General features: G+C 72.9%; 20 protein-coding genes, 1 tRNA gene and 1 pseudogene. 9 read left to right on the forward strand and 13 right to left on the reverse strand.

The genetic code is table 11. The features are described from left to right. Positions 1-31 precede the first annotated feature (31 nt). Genes IO24_RS0113060 through IO24_RS0113070 form a run of 3 tightly spaced genes read left to right on the forward strand, consistent with a single transcriptional unit; the run spans position 32 to position 2,957 of the window. Entirely contained in the window at positions 32-1,393 is a 1,362-nt protein-coding gene (locus tag IO24_RS0113060; protein ID WP_031135219.1) for an amidohydrolase family protein, read from the forward strand. Beyond that, on the forward strand, positions 1,390-2,271 hold the full coding sequence (locus tag IO24_RS0113065; RefSeq protein ID WP_031135220.1) for a cupin domain-containing protein: 882 nt from the start codon (positions 1,390-1,392) through the stop codon (positions 2,269-2,271). Before IO24_RS0113060 ends, IO24_RS0113065 begins: the two co-directional genes overlap by 4 nt. Continuing rightward, the gene (locus IO24_RS0113070) at positions 2,268-2,957 is read left to right on the forward strand and encodes an SDR family oxidoreductase (protein WP_031135222.1); all 690 of its coding nucleotides are present in this window, start codon (positions 2,268-2,270) and stop codon (positions 2,955-2,957) included. Before IO24_RS0113065 ends, IO24_RS0113070 begins: the two co-directional genes overlap by 4 nt. Before the next feature lie 11 nt (positions 2,958-2,968). On the opposite strand, the gene IO24_RS0113075 is transcribed toward IO24_RS0113070, so the two are convergent. From IO24_RS0113075 to IO24_RS0113090, 4 genes are read right to left on the reverse strand one after another with little or no spacing between them, the layout of a single operon-like run. Beyond that, complete coding sequence (locus IO24_RS0113075) at positions 2,969-3,616, reverse strand: HhH-GDP family DNA glycosylase (RefSeq protein WP_031135224.1); 648 nt, start codon at positions 3,614-3,616, stop codon at positions 2,969-2,971. A 3-nt stretch (positions 3,617-3,619) separates the two neighbouring features. Further along, the gene (locus tag IO24_RS0113080; protein ID WP_031135226.1) at positions 3,620-3,964 is read right to left on the reverse strand and encodes a DUF3140 domain-containing protein; all 345 of its coding nucleotides are present in this window, start codon (positions 3,962-3,964) and stop codon (positions 3,620-3,622) included. Between the two features lie 52 nt (positions 3,965-4,016). Continuing rightward, positions 4,017-4,493 carry a Dps family protein gene (locus tag IO24_RS0113085; protein WP_031135228.1) on the reverse strand — a complete coding sequence of 159 codons (477 nt, stop codon included), beginning with the start codon at positions 4,491-4,493 and terminating at the stop codon, positions 4,017-4,019. Continuing rightward, on the reverse strand, positions 4,490-4,747 hold the full coding sequence (locus IO24_RS0113090; protein ID WP_031135230.1) for a WhiB family transcriptional regulator: 258 nt from the start codon (positions 4,745-4,747) through the stop codon (positions 4,490-4,492). The genes IO24_RS0113085 and IO24_RS0113090 overlap by 4 nt, the downstream gene beginning before the upstream one ends. 173 nt (positions 4,748-4,920) lie before the next feature. On the opposite strand from IO24_RS0113090, the gene IO24_RS0113095 reads away from it, so the two are divergent. Both IO24_RS0113095 and IO24_RS0113100 read left to right on the forward strand, forming a co-directional pair. Beyond that, a complete protein-coding gene (locus IO24_RS0113095; protein ID WP_031135232.1) occupies positions 4,921-6,108 on the forward strand; it encodes a thiolase family protein in 1,188 nt (395 codons plus the stop codon). A 90-nt stretch (positions 6,109-6,198) separates the two neighbouring features. Next, the gene (locus IO24_RS0113100; RefSeq protein WP_031135234.1) at positions 6,199-6,972 is read left to right on the forward strand and encodes a sulfite exporter TauE/SafE family protein; all 774 of its coding nucleotides are present in this window, start codon (positions 6,199-6,201) and stop codon (positions 6,970-6,972) included. Here IO24_RS0113100 and IO24_RS0113105 read toward each other — a convergent pair. Beyond that, on the reverse strand, positions 6,958-7,758 hold the full coding sequence (locus tag IO24_RS0113105; protein WP_031135236.1) for an HAD-IIA family hydrolase: 801 nt from the start codon (positions 7,756-7,758) through the stop codon (positions 6,958-6,960). The two genes, IO24_RS0113100 and IO24_RS0113105, sit on opposite strands and share 15 nt — an antisense overlap. A gap of 199 nt (positions 7,759-7,957) precedes the next feature. Between IO24_RS0113105 and IO24_RS0113110 the strand changes: the two genes are divergently transcribed. Continuing rightward, positions 7,958-8,698: a cobalt-precorrin-6A reductase gene (locus IO24_RS0113110; RefSeq protein WP_031135238.1), complete on the forward strand. Its 741-nt coding sequence runs from the start codon at positions 7,958-7,960 to the stop codon at positions 8,696-8,698. Between the two features lie 106 nt (positions 8,699-8,804). On the opposite strand, the gene cobF is transcribed toward IO24_RS0113110, so the two are convergent. Beyond that, entirely contained in the window at positions 8,805-9,575 is a 771-nt protein-coding gene (cobF, locus tag IO24_RS0113115) for a precorrin-6A synthase (deacetylating) (RefSeq protein WP_031135240.1), read from the reverse strand. Between the two features lie 91 nt (positions 9,576-9,666). Then, complete coding sequence (locus tag IO24_RS0113120) at positions 9,667-10,206, reverse strand: DUF309 domain-containing protein (RefSeq protein ID WP_031135242.1); 540 nt, start codon at positions 10,204-10,206, stop codon at positions 9,667-9,669. 98 nt (positions 10,207-10,304) lie between these two features. On the opposite strand from IO24_RS0113120, the gene IO24_RS0113125 reads away from it, so the two are divergent. Next, positions 10,305-10,378 (forward strand) — tRNA-Pro (locus IO24_RS0113125). Positions 10,379-10,505: 127 nt separating this feature from the next. Here IO24_RS0113125 and IO24_RS0113130 read toward each other — a convergent pair. Then, positions 10,506-11,375: an MBL fold metallo-hydrolase gene (locus IO24_RS0113130; protein WP_031135243.1), complete on the reverse strand. Its 870-nt coding sequence runs from the start codon at positions 11,373-11,375 to the stop codon at positions 10,506-10,508. Between the two features lie 58 nt (positions 11,376-11,433). Continuing rightward, positions 11,434-11,778 (reverse strand): annotated as a pseudogene (locus IO24_RS47145) (ATP-binding cassette domain-containing protein); the annotation flags it as partial. Between IO24_RS47145 and IO24_RS0113135 the strand changes: the two are divergent. Continuing rightward, complete coding sequence (locus IO24_RS0113135) at positions 11,764-12,447, forward strand: NHL repeat-containing protein (protein WP_199808831.1); 684 nt, start codon at positions 11,764-11,766, stop codon at positions 12,445-12,447. The pseudogene IO24_RS47145 and the gene IO24_RS0113135 overlap by 15 nt on opposite strands. Before the next feature lie 93 nt (positions 12,448-12,540). Further along, positions 12,541-13,524 carry an aldo/keto reductase gene (locus IO24_RS0113140; RefSeq protein WP_031135247.1) on the forward strand — a complete coding sequence of 328 codons (984 nt, stop codon included), beginning with the start codon at positions 12,541-12,543 and terminating at the stop codon, positions 13,522-13,524. Between the two features lie 95 nt (positions 13,525-13,619). Here IO24_RS0113140 and IO24_RS0113145 read toward each other — a convergent pair whose 3' ends face one another. Genes IO24_RS0113145 through iolB form a run of 4 tightly spaced genes read right to left on the reverse strand, consistent with a single transcriptional unit; the run spans position 13,620 to position 18,731 of the window. Next, positions 13,620-14,405, reverse strand: coding sequence for a GntR family transcriptional regulator (locus tag IO24_RS0113145; protein WP_031135249.1), 786 nt, complete (start codon positions 14,403-14,405; stop codon positions 13,620-13,622). A 20-nt stretch (positions 14,406-14,425) separates the two neighbouring features. Then, positions 14,426-15,919, reverse strand: coding sequence for a CoA-acylating methylmalonate-semialdehyde dehydrogenase (locus tag IO24_RS0113150; protein ID WP_031135251.1), 1,494 nt, complete (start codon positions 15,917-15,919; stop codon positions 14,426-14,428). 50 nt (positions 15,920-15,969) lie between these two features. Then, positions 15,970-17,841, reverse strand: coding sequence for a 3D-(3,5/4)-trihydroxycyclohexane-1,2-dione acylhydrolase (decyclizing) (gene iolD, locus IO24_RS0113155; RefSeq protein WP_031135253.1), 1,872 nt, complete (start codon positions 17,839-17,841; stop codon positions 15,970-15,972). After that, positions 17,838-18,731 carry a 5-deoxy-glucuronate isomerase gene (iolB, locus tag IO24_RS0113160; protein ID WP_031135255.1) on the reverse strand — a complete coding sequence of 298 codons (894 nt, stop codon included), beginning with the start codon at positions 18,729-18,731 and terminating at the stop codon, positions 17,838-17,840. Before iolB ends, iolD begins: the two co-directional genes overlap by 4 nt. Positions 18,732-18,741: the final 10 nt, after the last annotated feature.

The raw sequence follows: 18,741 nt of genomic DNA on the forward strand, positions 1-18,741 counted from the left end.
CGCCACCGCACACCCCATGGGAGGAAGCGCGATGACCACCAGGACACTGCTGCGCTCCGGTCACGTGATCTCGATGGATCCGGACATCGGGGACCTGCCCCAGGGGGACGTCCTCGTCGAGGACGGCAGGATCGCGGCCGTCGAGCCCGAGATCAGCGCCGACGCCGACGTCCTCGACATGACCGGCCACCTCGTGATCCCCGGCTTCGTCGACACCCACCGCCACACCTGGGAGGCGCCCATCCGCGGCGTCGCCCCCGACGCCACCCTCGACGACTACTTCGTCGACATCCTCGACACCTTCGCACCCCTGTACACCCCGGAGGACGTCTACGCCGGCAACCTCGCGGGCGCGCTGGAGTGCATCAACGCCGGCATCACCACGCTCGTCGACTGGTCGCACATCAACAACACCCCCGAGCACCCGGACGCGGCGATCCAGGGCCTGGCCGAATCCGGCATCCGGGCGCGGTACGCGTACGGCAGCGCCAACACCTCGCTCGCGGAGTACTGGTTCGAGAGCAGGATCGCGATCCCGGCGGACGACGTACGGCGGATCCGGTCGACGCACTTCGCCTCCGACGGCGGGCTGCTGACCATGGGCCTCGCCACCCGCGGCCCCGGCTTCTGCCTCGACGAGGTCGTCACCGCCGAGTGGGCCATGGCACGTGAGCTGGGCCTCCCGATCACCGTGCACGTGGCCATGGGGCGGCTGGCCGGCCGCTTCGGCATGGTCAAGCAGCTGCACGGCCTGGGACTGCTCGGCCCGGACACCACCTACGTCCACAGCTGCTACCTCAGCGGGGAGGAGTGGCGGATGGTCGCCGACAGCGGCGGCACGGTGTCGGTCGCTCCGCAGGTGGAGCTCCAGATGGGGCACGGCTGGCCGCCCGTGATGCAGGCCATCGAGCACGGTCTGCGGCCGTCGCTCAGCATCGACGTCGTCACCACCGTGCCCGGCGACATGTTCACCCAGATCCGCGCGGCCTTCGGCGCCGAACGCGCCCGTGTCAACGCCGACTGCTGGCAGGCCAACATGCCGGTCCCCGACACCATGCTGACCGCACGTCAGATGCTGGAGATCGCCACGGTCAACGGCGCCCACGTCGCCGGGCTGGAGGACCGTACCGGCTCCCTGACCCCCGGCAAGCGCGCCGACATCGTCGCGATCGACGCCACCGCCCTGAACGTCGCCCCCGTGCACGACGCGGTGGCCGCGGTGACGCTGTGCGCCGACGTCTCCAACGTGGACACCGTCCTCGTCGACGGCGTGATCCACAAGCGCGACGGCAGACTCCTCGGCGACACGGCACGCGCCCTGCGGCTCGTCGGCGAGTCCCGCGACCGGCTCCTCGCGGCGAAGGAGGCCAAGGGGGCGAAGGCACCGGCATGACCAATCACCTGGTGCGCCACGCCGCCGACCTGACCGAGCCGTCCTACGACCGGCACGGTCACCGGCGCAGGGCGCTGGTCGGCGAGGAGGACGGCAGCGTCCACACCGGCTTCGGCCTGTGCGAACTGCTCCCGGACGGCCGGGTGCCCGCCCATGTGCACTCGTACGAGGAGACCTTCCACGTCCTCGACGGGGCCGTGGTCCTCGACGTGCCGGACGGCTCGTACCTGCTTCAGGCGGGCGACTACGGCCTGCTGCCGACCGGCGTTCCGCACGCCTGGCGGGGGGCCGGGGGCGCCGGAGGCCGCTGGGCGGACATGCTGGCCCCGGTGCCGCGCGCCCGCTACGGGCACGACACCCAGGCCGTACCGGACCTGCCCGCGCGCGAGCCGGCCCGGGTGGACGTCCGCGACCCGCGTACCCGATCCTTCGGCCACTTCGAGCCCGGCCAGATGGATCCGGGCAGGCAGTCACAGGATCTGCTGGCCGTCACGGCGAGCATGCGGACCGCGCTGCTGGTCTACAGCGGGATCACGGTGAAGATGATGATCGACGGCGATCTGGGCGCGGTCGCCTCGACGATGTTCATGGTGCAGTACGCGTCCGACGGGGTCATCGGCACCCACGACCACCCTTTCGAGGAGACGTATCTGATCCTGGAAGGCGTCGCCGAGACCACCCTCGACGGCGAGCGGTACCGGCTGGAGCCCGGCGATCTGGCCTGGGCGGGCGCCGGATGTGTGCACGGTTTCGTCAACGCGGGGCCCGGGCCGCTGCGCTGGCTGGAGACACAGGCGCCGCAACCGCCGTCGCGGCACTCGTACCGGTTCACGCGGGACTGGGACTACCTGCGCGCGGCACTGGAGGAGACATCATGAGCAGTGTGCTCGTCGTCGGCGGAACGTCCGGGATCGGGCTCGAGTTCGCCCGCACACGGGCCGGGCAAGGAGACGACGTCGTTCTCACCAGCCGCGACACCCAGCGGGCCGAAGCGGTCGCGAAGGAGGTCGGCGCCCGCGGACTCGCCCTCGACCTGGCCCGGCCGCTGGAGATCGCGGCGGCCCTGGCCGGCATGGGGCGCGTCGACCATCTGGTGATCGCGGGCATCACCCGGGACGACAACAAGGTGACCGAGTACGACATCGACGCCGCCCTGCGCCTGGTCACCCTGAAGCTGGTCGGCTACACGGAGGTGGTGCACACGCTGCGCGGCCGGCTGCACGAGGACAGCGCCATCGTGCTGTTCGGCGGCCAGGCCAAGGAGCGCCCCTACCCGGGCGCGACGACGGTGGCGACGGTCAACGCGGGGGTGCGGGGCCTGATGAACTCCCTCGCCGTGGAGCTGGCTCCCGTCCGGGTCAACGCCGTGCATCCCGGTGTCGTGGGCGACAGCCCGTACTGGCAGGCCAAACCGGAGAAGGTGCTCGCCGCGCTGCGCACCGAGACACCCACGGGGCGGCTCGCCGCGATGGCGGACGTGGTGGACGCGGTGGACTTCCTGCTGCGCAACCGGTCGGTCAACGCGGTCGAACTGACCGTGGACGGGGGCTGGCTGCTCGGGTGAGGTGAGGCGGGTCATCCGGCGCGGGTGAGCGTGTCCTGTGCGACCTTCTTGTCCACCGCCGCCCGCACCAGCGCGGCGGCGAGGACGGCCGGATCGGTGTTCCCGGCCAGTGCGGTGAGGCGCTCGGGGTCCCGTGGCAGGTGCAGCCGCTCGGCGCCTTGGAGTGCCTTGGCGTCCAGGAAGGGGGCCGCCTCCGGCCAGACGCCTTGCGCCTCGCGCAGGAAGATGCCGGCTCCGGCAGGGCCCATTCCGGGGAACTCCTGGAGGAGGCTGCGCAGTTCGGAGACCTTGCCGTCCGCTTCCCGGCGCAGCCGCCGCAGATCGCCGCCCCACCGTTCGTTCAGGCGCTCGGCGGCGTCGCCGAGCTGGGTGGCCGTGCGCTCGTCGTAGCGCCGGTAGCCGCCCCGGCCCAGGGCGTCGACCCGCTCCCGCCAGGCGGCTTCCGCCATACGCCGCGGATCGCGCAGCCCCGCCTCGTGCAGGGCACGGGCGGTGGCCAGCGCGATCGAGCCGCGGATGCGGGCACTGAGCAGATGGGACAGCACCAGCAGCCGGTACAGCGGCTGCGGGGTGTCCTTCAGTGCGATACCCGCCTCCTCGGCGTACGTCCGGCCGTGCGCGCCGACGAGTTCCCGTACGACGCGCTCCGGGCGGTCCACCGTCTACCCCTTCAGCGGGTCGTGCCCGACCGTCATCAGCCGGTGCCGGCGTCGGGTGTCCTCGGCCGTCACCTCTGGCTCGGGCTCGTTCTCCAGGTCCACCTGGCCGGTGACCGTGTCCACGACCTTCCGCATCACGCGCAGGTCGTCCTCGGTCAGGTCGGTGCGCCGCTTCTGGAGGATCGCCAGGACGTGCTGCCCGGTCGCCGAGCCCGCCTGGTCCGGCAGCGGCTCGGTGGCCTCGTCGGCGTCGCGGACCCGCAGCCAGGCCGCGAGTTCCTGCGAGGTCATGTTCACCACGCGGTGGAAGTCCTCCCACAGCGCGTCGAGTTCGAGGGCGTCGGTCATCGCCTGCCCCTTCCGTACGTACGTCGGATGCTCTGCGCCGTCCTCCCGCCGGTCAGCGGGGGAAGTTCTCCGCGTCGAACATCCACCGCTGCTTCTCCAGCTCCGCGGTGATGCCGATCAGCAGGTCCTGGGTGACCGGGTCCGCCTTCTCTGTCGCGTCGATGCGCTCGCGCAGCCGGCCCACCGCTTCCTGCAGCGCGTCCACCATCACCTGTACGGCGTCCGAGTCGCGGACCCAGCCCTCCTGCGGGGCGGGCAGCGTGAAGGCCTTGGCGATGGTCTCCGGCCGTCCGTCCGGCGGGACACCGAGCGCCGCGGACCGCTCCGCGACCGTGTCGGCGAAGTCCCGCGCCGCCGTGACCACCTCGTCGAGCTGGAGGTGGATGGACCGGAACCGGGGCCCGACGACGTTCCAGTGTGCCTGCTTCCCGACCAGCGAGAGCCCGAGCAGATCCACCAGGGTGTCCTGGAGCGCCTCGCAGGAGACCTTGCGGGCGTCGTCGGGCAGTGTGCTCCTCACAGCCGTCATAGGGCACTTCTCCTTCTCGCGTCGTTCCTGGTCGTCCGGAGCAGTGCGTCGCGCTCCTCCTCGCCGGTGCCGCCCCACACACCCGAGGCCTGACCGCTGCCCAGCGCGAAGCTCAGGCACTGGTCGGTCACCGGGCAGCGAGCGCAGACCCGCTTCGCGGCGCTCGCGTCACGCAAGGCGGGGCCGGCGGTGCCGACGGGAAAGAACAGCTCGGGGTCCTCGTCCACGCAGGCGGCGCTCCGCAACCACTCCATGAACGCGCGGGTGCCCTGGGCGCACTGGTGCAAACGCGCCGTATGAGGGTCGTCCGGCCTGCGATATGACCTGTGGGGAGTCCCGGAAGGCGCACAATCTTCACAGGCGGCGCGGCGAGGGTCTATAGTCCGAAACTAGCAGTGCTAATTATGCGCGGTGTGAGGAGCCTCTCGTGCGTCCCGTCCACTTCGCGGCCGCCCGCCGCACCCCCCTCGGCAAACTGCGGGGATCCCTCTCCTCGATACGGCCCGACGACCTCGCGGCGACCGTCGTCCGCGCCCTGGTCACCGGTGTGCCCGCCCTGGACCCGGCCCGGATCGACGACGTCTACTGGGGCGCCGCCAACCAGGCCGGCGAGGACAACCGCAACGTCGCCCGCATGGCCGCGCTGCTCGCCGGCCTCCCCGACTCGGTGCCCGGCGCCACCGTCAACCGCCTCTGCGCCTCCGGCCTGGAGGCCGTGACCACCGCCGCCCGCACCATCGCCTCCGGCGAGGCCGACATCGTGATCGCGGGCGGCTCCGAGTCGATGAGCCGCGCCCCCTTCGTTCTGCCCCGCCCCGACGAGGCCCTGCCGCACCGCATGGAGACCGCCGACACCCGCCTCGGCTGGCGCCTGGTCAACCCGGCCATGCGCGAGCTGCACGGCCTGCTGGCCATGGGCGAGACGGCCGAGGAGGTCGCCGCACGGTACGGCATCCCGCGCGAACGCCAGGACGACTTCGCCCTGCGCAGCCACCAGCGCGCCGCCCTGGCCCGCAAGAACGGCCACTTCGACGACGAACTCCTGCCCGTGGAGCGCCCCGACGGCGTGGTCGTCGACACCGACGAATGCGTCCGTGAGGACACCTCGTACGAGAAGCTGTCCCGGCTGAAGCCGGTCTTCCGCGACGGCGGCACGGTCACCGCGGGCAACGCCTCGCCGATGAACGACGGCGCCGCCGGCCTCCTCCTCGTCAGCGAGGAGGCGCTGAACGACCTGGGCCTGGAGTCGCTGGGCCGCTACGTCGCCGGAGCCTCCGCCGGTGTCCACCCCGACGTCATGGGCATCGGTCCCGTCCCCGCCACCCGCAAGGTGCTGACCCGCGCCGGCTGGAGCGTCGGCGACCTGGAGGAGGCCGAGTTCAACGAGGCCTTCGCCGCCCAGGCCCTGGCCTGCGTGGACCAGCTCGGCATCGACCCCGACTTGGTCAACCCCAGCGGCGGCGCCATCGCCCTCGGCCACCCCCTGGGCTGCTCCGGCGCCCGCATCCTGACCACGCTGCTCCACCGGATGCGGCGCACGGGGGCCGGGCGGGGGCTCGCCACGATGTGCGTCGGGGTGGGGCAGGGAAGCGCGGTCCTCGTCGAACGGCCCTGACGGACGGCCGGCCCGGCGGCATCGGCGGAGCCCGCCAGGCGAGACAGCGCTTACGGGCACCCGTTCGTTGCGCATAGCATCAGTGTTCGCATGAACACCATGACGCTCTGGCACATCACCGGCTGGGAGTTCGCCGCCCTCGCCTTCGCGGCCCTGCTCGTCGGTTTCTCGAAGACCGCCGTGAGCGGGGCCAACACCGTCAGCCTCGCCGTCTTCGCGGCGGTGCTGCCCGCCCGCGCCTCCACCGGCGTGCTGCTGCCGATCCTGATCGCCGGAGACCTCCTGGCCGTCGCCACCTACCGGCGGCACGCCCACTGGCCCACGCTCTGGCGGCTGTTCCCGGCGGTCGCCGCGGGCGTCGTCGTCGGCACGGTGTTCCTGCTCTGGGCGGACGACGCGATCGTACGGACCTCGATCGGTGCGATCCTGCTGCTGATGGCGGCCGTGACGGTGTGGCGCCGGCGCACGGCCGACGCGGAGGAGGAGCCGGAGTCGGTCACCACGCGCTCGGGCCGCCTCAAGGCCCGCTCCTACGGCGTCCTCGGCGGCTTCACCACCATGGTCGCCAACGCGGGCGGCCCCGTGATGTCGATGTACCTGCTGTCCGCGGGCTTCCGCAAGCTCGGCTTCCTCGGAACCTCGGCCTTCTTCTTCCTGATCGTCAACGTCTCCAAGCTGCCCTTCAGCGCCGGCCTCGGCCTGATCGACGGCCACTCGCTGCTCCTCGACCTGGCGCTCGTGGCGTTCGTCGTGCCCGGCGCGCTGTTCGGCAAGTGGGCCGTGCACAGGATCAACCAGCGGCTCTTCGAGCAGCTCGTCATCGCGGCGACCGTCGTGGGCGGCCTGCAGCTACTGCTGCGCTGACTCCCGCAGCAGCGCCGGCAGGTCCGCGAACGAGTCGATCACATGGTCGGGCGTGCCCTCGGCGGCCCGCAGCGTCTCCGGCTGGAACTTCCCGGTCCGCACGAGCACCCCGGTGACCCCGGCCCGTTGCGCCGCCAGCACGTCGGACTCGATGTCGTCCCCGACCATCACCGTCTCCGCCGCGCCGACGCCCAGCCGGGCGAGCGCCGACGCGAAGAACGCCCGCGACGGCTTGCCGGTGATCTCGGCCTCCACCCGCGCCGCCCGCTCCAGCCCGGCCAGGAACGCCCCCGAGTCCAGCCGCAGCCCCTCGGCCGTACGCCAGTACAGGTTGCGGTGCATCGCCACCAGCCTGGCCCCGCGCTGCAGATGCCCGAAGACCCGGTCGAGCGCCGCGTAGCCGAACTCGGGACCGGCCCCGCCGACCAGCACGACATCCGGCACGCGCCCGGTGCCGCCCGCCTCCACGACGGTGACACCGTCGAGGTCCTCCGCGATGTCGCCGCTGTTCAGCAGGGCGCACCGGGCTCCGGGGCAGTGCTCGGCGAGGTACGCGGCGGTGGCGGCGGGCGCGGTCAGGATGTCCTCGGCGGACACCGGAAACCCCTCCTCCGCCAGCGTCCCGGCGATCGACGCCCGGGTGCGGGAGGTGGTGTTGGTGACCAGCAGGACGGCGAGCCCGGCCTCCCGGACCTCCCGCAACGCCTCGACGGCCCCGGGCAACGGCCGCCACGAGACGGTGAGCACCCCGTCGATGTCCACGAGCACGGCACGCACGGACTCCATGCCAGGACGATAGCCACCGCGAGCGGCGCTCGCCGCTCGGCAACCGTCCCCGCGACGGCCGCAGGGAGCCCGGGGAGGCGCGCTGGCCGCTCGTACCCGTCCTGGCGTCGGTCGTAGGGGAGTCGGTCGTACCGGAGCCGCACTGGCCGGTCGGTACCCGTCCCGTGGCGCGCCGCAGGGACCTCGTACGCTCGACGCCGTGTCCCCTCATGTCCTGATCCTCGGCGGCACGACCGAGGCCCGTGCCCTGGCCGCCGCGCTGTCCGGGCGCCCCGGTGTCCGCGTCACGACGTCCCTCGCGGGCCGCGTGGCCAGGCCCGGGGCGCTCGACGGGGACGTGCGCGTCGGGGGCTTCGGCGGCGCCGGGGGGCTGGCCCGGTGGCTGCGGGAGGAGGGCGTGGACGCGCTCGTCGACGCCACACACCCCTTCGCCGAGTCGATCACGGCCAACGCGGCCCGCGCCGCGACCGAGACCGGCGTACCCGCGGTGGTACTCCGCCGCCCCGGGTGGCGGCCCGGCCCCGGGGACCGGTGGCACCCGGTCCCCTCACTGGGCGCGGCCGCCGATCTGCTGCCGCGTCTCGGCCGCCGGGTGCTCCTCACCACCGGGCGCCTCGGCCTGGCCTCCTTCGCCCACCTGACGCGCCTCCACTTCGTCGTGCGGTCGGTGGATCCCCCCGAGCCGCCGATGCCGCCCGACACTGAGGTGCTGCTCTCCCGCGGCCCGTTCACCCTCCCCGGCGAGACGGCCCTGCTGCGCGAGCACCGCGTCGACGTCCTGGTGACCAAGGACAGCGGGGGAGCGGCGACGGCAGCCAAACTGACAGCGGCCCGGGACCTGGGACTGCCGGTCGTGGTCGTACGACGGCCGCCGCTGCCGGACGGTGTGACGGCCGTGCCCGATGTGGCAGGCGTGCTGGAACGGCTGGGGCTGGACTAGGGCGTTCACAGCGAACCGGAGGCAACCGCCGCGGCGCGGCGATCGGCGGACGATCCGCCGCGTCGTGTCCAGATCCGTGTGCCCGGCGATGTGCCCGCCGGTCCCGTCAGTCGCGGGGGTGCCGGCGCAGCAGATACGTGTCCATGATCCAGCCCTTGCGCTCGCGGGCCTCGGCCCGCAACCGCTCGATGCGGGGGGCGGCGTCGGCGATCGGGCCGGAGACGAGGATCTCGTCGGGGGTGCCGATGTAGGCGCCCCAGTAGATGTCGACATCCTCATGTACGTACTGCCGGAACGTCTGATGGGCGTCGAGCATCACCACCACGTCGTCCACGCCCTCCGGGAAGCCCTCCGCCAGCCGCCGGCCGGTGGTGATCTGCACCGGCCGGGCGACACGGTTGAGGCCCGTGCGGTGCCGGGCGACGAGCGCCGAGACACTGCTGATGCCGGGCACGACGTCGTACTCGAACGCCACGGCGCCCCGCTCCAGCACCTCCTCCAGGATCCCCAGGGTGCTGTCGTACAGCGACGGGTCGCCCCACACCAGGAACGCGCCGGTCTGCTCCTCGCCGAGTTCCTCCGCGATCAGCCGCTCGTAGATCTCGGCCCGGGCGCTGCGCCAGTCCCCGACGGCGGGGGAGTAGGCCGCACCGCCGGCCTTCCGGTCCCGCTCCGGGTCACGCGCCTCGACGACGCGGTACGTCCCCTGCGGCACGTGCGCGTCGAGCATGTCCCGGCGCAGCCCGGTGAGGTCCGCCTTCACCTCGCCCTTCTCCAGGATGAAGAACACGTCCGTGCTCCGCAGCGCCCTGACCGCCTGGAGGGTGAGCTGGTCGGGGTCGCCCGCGCCGATACCGATGACATGAATCTTTCGCACGCCCCGAGTCTGCCGCACGGCAGCCGGGGCGGGTTCACCGCGGTCGGGTGGGGGAGCGGTGGCCGCGTTCGCGGCGGCGCCGGGTCCCGGCTCAGCGCCCCGTCGCCGCACCCCGCAGCCGCGGTGCCCGCGCCCCCGCGTCCACCGGCCGGCCGCTTCGCTCCACTTCTCCGGCCAGCTCCCGCGCCCACGCGGACACGCCCGCGATGTCGATCCCGTGCGGCAGTGCCCGCCCGGTGCCGGACACCCAGGCCTCGGCCGCGCCCGCCCCGCGCCGGAGGAGGCGGGCCCCGCCCGCCAGGTTGCCGCGGGCGGCGTGCGTGAGCCCCACGGCGAGCTGCGCGAGGCCGCGCCACAGCTCGCGCTCCTGGTCGGGCCCCGACTTCCACGCGTCCTCGAAGACCTCGTGCGCGTGGAACGGCTTGCCCTCGTCCAGCAGCCGCTGCGCCTCCGCGACGGTATCCTCCGGGGTACGGACGACGCCCTCGGGCTGCCGCGGCACACCGTCCGCCCCGTACGGCAGGGGCCGCCCGAGGCCGTCCCGGGGCCGGGCGTTGCGCGCCCGCCCCTCACTGTCGCGGTCCCGTGCGTCGCCCGGCCGGCCCGGGTAGGTCTCTCCTGTGCTGCCCATACGCCGATTGTCCCGCCCGGCCCGCTTTCGGCGCGGCCAGGGGTGTGGGGTAAGGTGCTGTTCGCGCGATCACGCGGTTCGCCGTGAGTGGCGCGCACCGGGACGTGGCGCAGCTTGGTAGCGCACTTGACTGGGGGTCAAGGGGTCGCAGGTTCAAATCCTGTCGTCCCGACTCGTAAGAGTCGCAGGTCAGAGGTCGTATCGGAGACATCCGGCACGACCTTTTGATCGTTTTCGGGGCCAATCGGAGACCAGCGCACTTGACCCCTCGCGGTCCGACCCGCGCCGAACGGCCGTGATCACGCCGGAAGGAACGGCTCCGTCAGATGCGGCGTCGCCAGGTGCAGCGTGGTGGCGGTTTCGCGGCCGAGCATGCGCTCCCTTGAGCGCCTGGCCGCCTCGGGGTCGATCTCGTGCGCGTAGGCGAGCTCGGGGTGGAGCAGCTGGAGCGCGTGCACCAGGAGGTCGCCGGTGACGAGCGCCAGCTCGCGCCCGTCGGCGACCAGCACGCTCTGGTGCCCGGGCGTATGACCGGGCGTGGCGACCGCGCGCCCGGCGCGCAGCGGCGTGTCCCCGTCGAGGAGCCGGAGTCGGCCGGCGGCCGCGAGTGGGTCGGTGAGGGTCTCGCGAAGCTGCGGGTTGAGCGCGTCGAGGGCGTCGAACTCGGCCCGCTGGAGCAGGTATTCGGCGTTCGGGAAATAGGGGCGGCGGCCGCTGGTCGCACCGTCGGTCGAAGCGTCGCCGTCCACCGCGCCGCCCGCTGGCGGGACGGCCGCCTCGGTGACGACCGCCCACCCGACGTGGTCGGTGTGCAGATGTGTGAGCACCACGGTGTCGACCTCGGCCGGGTCGATGCCCGCGGCGGCGAGCGACTCGGGGAGTGCACCGGGCACGGGCGCCCACGAGCCGGCCGGGCTGTCCGCCGGACCGATCCCTGCGTCCACGACGGTGAGGCCCTTGGTGCCGCGGATCGCGTATGCGCGGAACTGGAGCCGCCAGCGGCCCTCGGCGTCGACCGCGCCCGGGTCGTAGCGGTCTGCCTCGGCCCACTGAGCGGCCGTGGCCTCGGGGAAGGCCTCGGCGCGCGGGGAGAAGAACGGGCCCTCGCCGTCGGCGAGGGCGATGATCTCGGTCGAGCCGATCCGCAGGCGGGGAACGCTGAGGGACATGGCCGCGATCCTTCCATGGCGGGTAGTTGCTGCCTGTTGCAGGGCGCAGACCGAGCGGGAGCTCCCGGCTGCCGAGTTCGCGCAGGTCGACGCCGCCGAGGGCGACCGAGCCGTGGGTCGGGTCGAAGAACCGCGGCAACAACTGCACCAGCGTGGACTTCCCGCTTCCCGACGGTCCGACGATCGCGGTGACCGTCCCCGGTTCCAGCACCAGGTCGATCCCGCGCAGCACCTCGTGACCGGCTTCGTAGCCGAATCGGACGTCACGCAACTCCACCCGGTGCCCCCGGGGCGTGGCCGGGTGCGTGGGCTCCGGTAGCGGCCGCACCTCGAGCACGTCCCGGATCCGGCCGATCGCGCGCCGGGCGGCCTGCACGTCGTCGAAGCCGTGGCCCAGGGCCGCGGAGTGCTGGCGACGGGCCTCGGCGACATCGGCGACGTGGCGGTGGACGGGGCGGGCACGGCCTACACCACGGACTTCGCCGGTGCGCGCCTCCTCGCCGTCGACCTGTCCAGCGGCTCCTCCCGCCCGGTCGCCGGCGTCCCGGGCGCGTACGGAGTCGCGCTGGACGGCGCGGGCACGGCGTACGTCGTCAACTGGAGCGGCGGGCAGCTGTTCGCGGTCGATCTGCGTACCGGAGAGAAGAAGACGGTCGCCACCGGCCTCCCGGGCGGTATCTCCGGGGCGACCCTGGACGGCACGGGCAAGGCGTACGTCGGCCAGCGGGAAGGCAGCGGCAAGGTGTTCGAGGTCGATCTCGCCGACGGAAACCACCGCGTCGTGGCCGATCTCGCCGGGGCGAGCACCGCACCCCTCGAACTCGACGGCACCGGCAAGGCGTACACCGTCGACCACTCGGGCGGGCGCCTGTACGAGGTCACCCTGGCCGACGGCGCGCAGCGCGTCGTGGCCACCGGCCTCGGGACCTGCGAGGGCCTCGCGCTGGACCTCGCCAACGGCCAGATCTACGTCAGCGACCGTCAGGGACAGCTCTGGCGCATCTCCCACCGGGCTGCCCGGGCGCTGGGAGGAGTCGGCATGGTGGTGGCGTCCGAGGCGCAGGGAGCCTGACCGCAGGGGAGTGCCCTTGACCTCGAGAGCACTCCAAGCTGAAGACTCCCTCCGTACCCCGAACGCCGGGGCGCCCGCCGGAGGGAGCGACCCATGAAGTACCGCACGATCGGCACAGACCCCACGACCCGCCGCGAGGTGAGTGTCCTCGCGCTCGGCGCGATGCTGTTCGGCTCGGTGACGGACGAGGCGACGTCCTTCGCCCTGCTCGACCGCTACGTCGAAGCCGGCGGGAACTTCATCGACACCTCCGACAACTACGCCTTCTGGGCCGACGGCGGCCAGGGCGGCCAGAGCGAGGAACTCCTCGGCCGCTGGCGGCGCAGCCGCGGCATCGGCGATGAGATCGTCATCGCGACCAAGCTCGGCGCCCGCCCCCTTGCCCCCGGCACCAGCTACGTCGACAACGCCGAGGGCCTGTCCGCGAAGGTGATCCGAGAGTCCGCCGAACGCAGCCGCGAACGGCTCGGCCTGGCGAAACTGGACCTGCTGTACGCGCACATCGAGGACCGCACCGTCCCGCTCCAGGAGACCGTCGAGGCCTTCGCCGCCCTGGTCGCCGAGGGCACCGTCGGACTGCTCGGCGTGAGCAACCACGCCGTCTGGCGGGTGGAGCGCGCCCGGGCCCTCGCCGCCGCGGCCGGACTGCCCGGCTACGAGGTCCTCCAGTACGCGCACACCCACCTGCGCCCCCGCACCGACGTCCCCGACGAGCTGTTCCCGGACGGCAGCCTCGGCCACGCCGGCCCCGACCTGCTCGGCTACCTGAGGGCCGAGCCCGGCCTGACCCTGGTCGCGTACTCCCCGCTGCTGAAGGGTGCCTACAGCCGTCCGGAGCGGCTGCCCGCCGACTTCGACCACCCCGGCAGCCCGGCCAGGCTGGCGGTGCTGCGGGACGTGGCCCGGGAGACCGGCGCGACCGTCAACCAGGTCGTCCTCGCCTGGCAGATCGGCGGCGAACTGCCCGTCCTGCCGCTGGCCGGGGTCTCCTCACCGGCCCAGCTGGAGGAGAACCTGGCCGCGGTGGACCTGGAACTGACGCCGGAGCAGCGCGCCCGGCTGGACGCGGCGCACTGACACCACACCGTAGGACGGCGGAGGGGAACGGCATCCGGACCTTCAGCGAGGCCGGCGACATCACGCCGGACGGCGAGCGCTCAGGGCGGGCCGGGTCAAGGCCGGACCAGCAACTGGAAGTCGAACGTGTAGAGCGAGGCCCGGTAGATGTGCGTTCCGTACTCGACCGGACGCCCGGTGTCGTCGTACGCCGTGCGCTGCATGGTGAGCAGCGCCGCCCCCTCCCGCTCGTCCAGGCGGGACGCCTCCCCGGCGGTCGCCGCGCGGGCGCCGATGGTCTGGCGGGCACTGTGCAGGGCGATACCCGCCGAGCGCATCACGCGGTACAGGCCGGTCGACTCCAGGCGGGCGCTGTCCACGTCCAGCAGTGACACCGGCAGGTAGTTGCAGAGCAGCGCCACCGGCCGGCCGTGGGTGCGGCGCAGCCGGTCCAGGACGGTCACCTCGCTGCCCTCCGGAACGCCGAGGGCGGCGGCCACGTCGCAGGCCGCCGGGACGACCTCGTGGCGCACGACCTCGGTGGCCGGCGCCTGCCCCGCCGCCTCCAGGTCGTCGTAGAGGCTGCTCAGTTCCAGCGGGCGTTTCACCTGGCTGTGCACCACCTGCGTGCCCACCCCGCGCCGCCGGACCAGCAACCCCTTCTCGACGAGGGACTGGATGGCCTGGCGGACGGTGGGGCGGGACAGGCCGAGGCGCACGGACAGGTCGACCTCGTTGCCCAGGAGGTCCCCCGGGGCGAGGACGCTGTGCCCGATCGCCGCCTCCAGCTGCTGTGCGAGCTGGTGGTACAGCGGCACGGGACTGCCCCGGTCCAGGGTGAAGTCCAGCGAGCCGAGCGCGGAGGCGGCCGTGGTACGGGCCCGGCCACCGGTCTTCGCCATGGATGGACCCCCTCCGGGTGTCAGGAGTTGCTCGGGAAACCGAGGTTGATGCCGCCGTCGGCCGGGTCCGGCCAGCGCGTGGTGATGACCTTGCCCTGCGTGTAGAAGGCGATGCCGTCGTTGCCGTAGATGTGCAGGTCGCCGAAGAGGGAGTCCTTCCAGCCGCCGAAGGAGTGATAGCCGACGGGGACCGGGATCGGCACGTTGACGCCCACCATGCCCGCCTTGACCTCCAGCTGGAAGCGGCGGGCCGCGCCGCCGTCCCGGGTGAAGATCGCGGTGCCGTTGCCCCAGCGGGAGGAGTTGATCAGCTGGATGGCCTCCTCGTACGTCTCCGTCCGTACGACCGCCAGCACAGGGCCGAAGATCTCGTCCCGGTAGGCGTCCGCCGTCAGCGGCACCCGGTCCAGCAGGGAGACGCCGAGGAAGAAGCCCTTCTCGTGGCCGTCGACCGAGAAGCCCGTGCCGTCGACGACGACCTCGGCGCCCTGCTCGGCGGCCGAGGACACGTACGACGCCACCTTGTCGCGGTGCTCGCGGGTGATCAGCGGGCCCATCTCGGACGCCGGGTCGTCGCCGGGGCCGATCTTCAGGTTCTTCGCGCGCTCGGCGATCTTGCCGACCAGCTCGTCACCGATGTCACCGACGGCCACGACCACCGACACGGCCATGCAGCGCTCGCCCGCCGAGCCGTACGCGGCGTTGATGGCCTGGTCGGCGGCGAGTTCCAGGTCGGCGTCGGGCAGCACCAGCATGTGGTTCTTGGCGCCGCCCAGGGCCTGCACCCGCTTGCCGTGCTCGACGGCCTTCAGCTGGATGTACTTGGCGATCGGCGTCGAGCCGACGAAGGACACCGCCTCGATGTCCGGGTGCTCCAGGATGCGGTCCACGGCCGTCTTGTCGCCCTGCACGATGTTCAGGACGCCCTCCGGCAGGCCCGCCTCGGTGGCCAGCTCGGCCAGACGGAGGGAGGCCGACGGGTCCTTCTCCGACGGCTTCAGCACGAACGTGTTCCCGCAGGCGATGGCCAGCGGGAACATCCACATCGGCACCATCGCCGGGAAGTTGAACGGCGTGATGCCCGCGACCACGCCCAGCGGCTGGCGGATCGAGGCCACGTCCACCCGGGTGGAGACCTGGGTGGACAGCTCGCCCTTGAGCTGGACGGAGATCCCACAGGCGAGTTCCACGATCTCCATGCCGCGCGCGACCTCGCCGAGCGCGTCGGAGTGCACCTTGCCGTGCTCGGCGGTGATCAGCTCGGCGATCTCGTCGCGGTGGGCGTCCAGCAGTTCGCGGTACTTGAACAGGATCGCCGTGCGCTTGGCCAGGGAGGACTCGCCCCAGCTCTCGAAGGCGGCCCTGGCGGAGGCGACCGCGGCATCGACCTCGTCGACGGACGCGAACGCGACCTGCTTCTCCTGGGCGCCGGTCGCCGGGTTGTAGACGGGGCCGAACCGGCCGGAGGTGCCCTCGACGGGCTTGCCGTCGATCCAGTGGGTGATGGTCTTCATGGTGCGCAAGGGCCTTTCGTGAAGCCTGAGTTCGGCAGCAGCGGGGAGGGTCAGAGGTGGCGGCGGCGCCCGGCCGCCTGGCGGTCGTAGCGCTCACGGGCCGCGACGGCCGCCTCGCGGGAGGCGGTCTCGGCCACGGGTACGTCCCACCAGGCCTCGGCCGGGGGAGCGGTCGGGGCCGGGTCGGTCTCGACGTACACGCACGTCGGACGGTCGGAGGCGCGGGCCGCGGCCAGGGCCTCGCGCAGCTCCCGCACGGTCTTAGCGCGCAGGACGTGCATGCCGAGGCTGGCCGCGTTGGCGGCGAGGTCGACCGGGAGCGGAGCGCCGGTGAACGTGCCGTCGGCGGCGCGGAAGCGGTAGGCGGTGCCGAACCGCTCGCCGCCGGTCTCCTCCGACAGACCGCCGATGGAGGCGTAGCCGTGGTTCTGGAGGAGGACGATGTTGACCGGCAGGCCCTCCTGGACGGCGGTGACGATCTCCGTCGGCATCATCAGGTAGGTGCCGTCACCGACCAGCGCCCACACCGGGGTGCCCGGGGCGGCCTGCTGGACGCCGATGCCGGCCGGGATCTCGTAGCCCATGCAGGAGTAGCCGTACTCCAGGTGGTACTGGCGCGGGCTGCGGGAGCGCCACAGCTTGTGCAGGTCGCCGGGGAGCGAGCCGGCCGCGTTGATCACCACGTCGTCGTCGCCGACGGCGGCGTCCAGCGCGCCGAGCACCTGCGTCTGGGTCGGGACCGCGTTCTCGTCGGCGGCCCGGTAGGCGGCCTCGACGACCTCGTCCCAGCGCGCCTTGCCGGCGCGGGACTCGGCCTCGTACGCCTCGGACACGCGGTGCCCGGACAGCCCCTCGGCCAGCTTCTCCAGCCCCGTCCGCGCGTCGCAGACCAGCGTGCGCGCGGCCAGCTTGTGCGCGTCGAAGCCGGTGATGTTGAGGTTGAGGAACCGTACGTCCGGGTTCTGGAAGAGGGTGCCGGAGGCGGTGGTGAAGTCCGTGTAGCGGGTGCCGACGCCGATCACCAGGTCGGCGGTGCGGGCGAGCGCGTCACTGACCGCCGTGCCGGTGTGGCCGATGCCGCCGAGGTCGGCGGGGTGGTCGTGGCGCAGCGAGCCCTTGCCGGCCTGGGTGGAGGCGACCGGGATGCGGGTGGCCTCCACGAACGCCTTCAGCGCGTCCTCGGCCTCGCTGTGGTGGACGCCGCCGCCCGCCACGATCAGCGGCCGCTCGGCCGACCGGATCGCCTCGATCGCGGTGCTCAGCTCGACCGGGTCGGGCGCGGGGCGCCGTACGTACCAGACGCGCTCGGCGAAGAACTCCTCCGGCCAGTCGTACGCCTCCGCCTGCACGTCCTGCGGCAGGGCGAGGGTGACGGCGCCGGTCTCGGCCGGGTCGGCCAGTACCCGCATCGCCTGGAGCGCCGAGGGGATCAGCGCCTCGGGGCGGGTGATCCGGTCGAAGTACCGCGACACCGGGCGCAGGGTGTCGTTGACCGACACGTCGGCCTCGACCGGGTGTTCCAACTGCTGGAGCAGCGGGTCGGGGGCGTGCGAGGCGAAGTAGTCGCCGGGCAGGAGCAGCACCGGCAGCCGGTTGATCGTCGCCAGGGCCGCACCCGTGACCAGGTTGGTGGCGCCCGGGCCGATCGAGGTCGTCACCGCCTGCGCGGACAGGCGGTTCAGCTGCCGGGCGTAGCCGACCGCCGCATGCACCATGGACTGCTCGTTGCGGCCCTGGTGGAACGGCATCACATCGGCGTACTCGACCAGCGCCTGGCCGACCCCGGCAACGTTGCCATGCCCGAAGATGCCCCAGGTCCCGGCGATCAGCCGGCGGCGCACGCCGTCCCGCTCGGTGTACTGGGCGGACAGGAACCGCACCAGGGCCTGGGCGGTCGTCAGTCGGCGGGTGGGGGCGCTCATACGGAGGTCTCCGGGGCGGTGTAGAGGGGGAGCCGGGGATCGACCGGCTGGTCCGGCCAGGTGTCGCGGATCCAGGCGTGGTCGGGGTGGTCGCAGATCAGCCAGGCGCGCTCGGCCTCCGGGCCCGCCATGACGTTGAGGTAGTACATGTGGTGGCCGGGTGTGGCCATCGACGGCCCGTGCCAGCCGTCCGGGATCAGGACGACGTCCCCGTCGCGGACCTCGGCCAGGACGTCGGTGTCCCGGCCCGGCCCGGACGGGGAGACCCGCTGGTAGCCGAGCCCGGGGATCCCGTCGTGGCCGGCGAACTCGAAGTAGTAGATCTCCTCCAGCACGGACTCCTCGCCCGGCCGGTGCTCGTCGTGCTTGTGCGGGGGGAACGACGACCAGTTGCCGCCCGGGGTGATCACCTCGACCGCGATGAGCTTGTCGCACTCGAAGACCCCGGCCGCGCCGAAGTTGTTGACCTGCCGGGAGCAGTTCCCGGTGCCCCGCAGCTCCACCGGGACCTCGGAGGCCGGGCCGTAGCGGGCGGGCAGCCGGCGGGTGCAGCGCGCGCCGGTCAGCGCGAACCGGCCGCCCCCGGCGGACGTCACGCTCGCGCGGGCGTCGCGCGGGACGTACGCGAAGTCGCTGACGCCGCTGAAGACGTCGGCTCGACCCCGGAGTTCGAAAGTCTCCTGGCCGAAGTCGTCCGCCGCGGCGACCGTGCAGCCGCCGCTCAGCGGTACGACGATCCACTCGCTGTCACCGGTGTCGAAGGAGTGCGCGCCGCCCGGCGGCAGCTCCAGGATCCGCAGGCTGGAATGGCCCCAGCCGGCCTTCTCGGGTGTCACGTCGACGGCGTAGGGGCCGCCGAGGGCCTTGCCGGCGGGAAGGTGGTACGTCATTGCATCCTCC

Origin of the sequence: Streptomyces flavovariabilis (genome assembly GCF_000725785.1) — a bacterium.
GTDB lineage: Bacteria > Actinomycetota > Actinomycetes > Streptomycetales > Streptomycetaceae > Streptomyces > Streptomyces hawaiiensis.

What these genes read in the sequence shown, in the direction of transcription:
- IO24_RS0113080 (WP_031135226.1), bottom strand. Translation starts at nt 3,964, where the DNA reads ATGACCGACGCCCTCGAACTCGACGCGCTGTGGGAGGACTTCCACCGC.
- IO24_RS0113090 (WP_031135230.1), bottom strand. Translation starts at nt 4,747, where the DNA reads ATGGAGTGGTTGCGGAGCGCCGCCTGCGTGGACGAGGACCCCGAGCTG.
- IO24_RS0113150 (WP_031135251.1), bottom strand. Translation starts at nt 15,919, where the DNA reads ATGAAGACCATCACCCACTGGATCGACGGCAAGCCCGTCGAGGGCACC.
- IO24_RS0113060 (WP_031135219.1), top strand. Translation starts at nt 32, where the DNA reads ATGACCACCAGGACACTGCTGCGCTCCGGTCACGTGATCTCGATGGAT.
- IO24_RS0113085 (WP_031135228.1), bottom strand. Translation starts at nt 4,493, where the DNA reads ATGACGGCTGTGAGGAGCACACTGCCCGACGACGCCCGCAAGGTCTCC.
- IO24_RS0113065 (WP_031135220.1), top strand. Translation starts at nt 1,390, where the DNA reads ATGACCAATCACCTGGTGCGCCACGCCGCCGACCTGACCGAGCCGTCC.
- iolB (WP_031135255.1), bottom strand. Translation starts at nt 18,731, where the DNA reads ATGACGTACCACCTTCCCGCCGGCAAGGCCCTCGGCGGCCCCTACGCC.
- IO24_RS0113145 (WP_031135249.1), bottom strand. Translation starts at nt 14,405, where the DNA reads ATGGCGAAGACCGGTGGCCGGGCCCGTACCACGGCCGCCTCCGCGCTC.
- IO24_RS0113070 (WP_031135222.1), top strand. Translation starts at nt 2,268, where the DNA reads ATGAGCAGTGTGCTCGTCGTCGGCGGAACGTCCGGGATCGGGCTCGAG.
- iolD (WP_031135253.1), bottom strand. Translation starts at nt 17,841, where the DNA reads ATGAGCGCCCCCACCCGCCGACTGACGACCGCCCAGGCCCTGGTGCGG.
- IO24_RS0113130 (WP_031135243.1), bottom strand. Translation starts at nt 11,375, where the DNA reads ATGTCCCTCAGCGTTCCCCGCCTGCGGATCGGCTCGACCGAGATCATC.
- IO24_RS0113100 (WP_031135234.1), top strand. Translation starts at nt 6,199, where the DNA reads ATGAACACCATGACGCTCTGGCACATCACCGGCTGGGAGTTCGCCGCC.
- IO24_RS0113105 (WP_031135236.1), bottom strand. Translation starts at nt 7,758, where the DNA reads ATGGAGTCCGTGCGTGCCGTGCTCGTGGACATCGACGGGGTGCTCACC.
- IO24_RS0113140 (WP_031135247.1), top strand. Translation starts at nt 12,541, where the DNA reads ATGAAGTACCGCACGATCGGCACAGACCCCACGACCCGCCGCGAGGTG.
- IO24_RS0113120 (WP_031135242.1), bottom strand. Translation starts at nt 10,206, where the DNA reads ATGGGCAGCACAGGAGAGACCTACCCGGGCCGGCCGGGCGACGCACGG.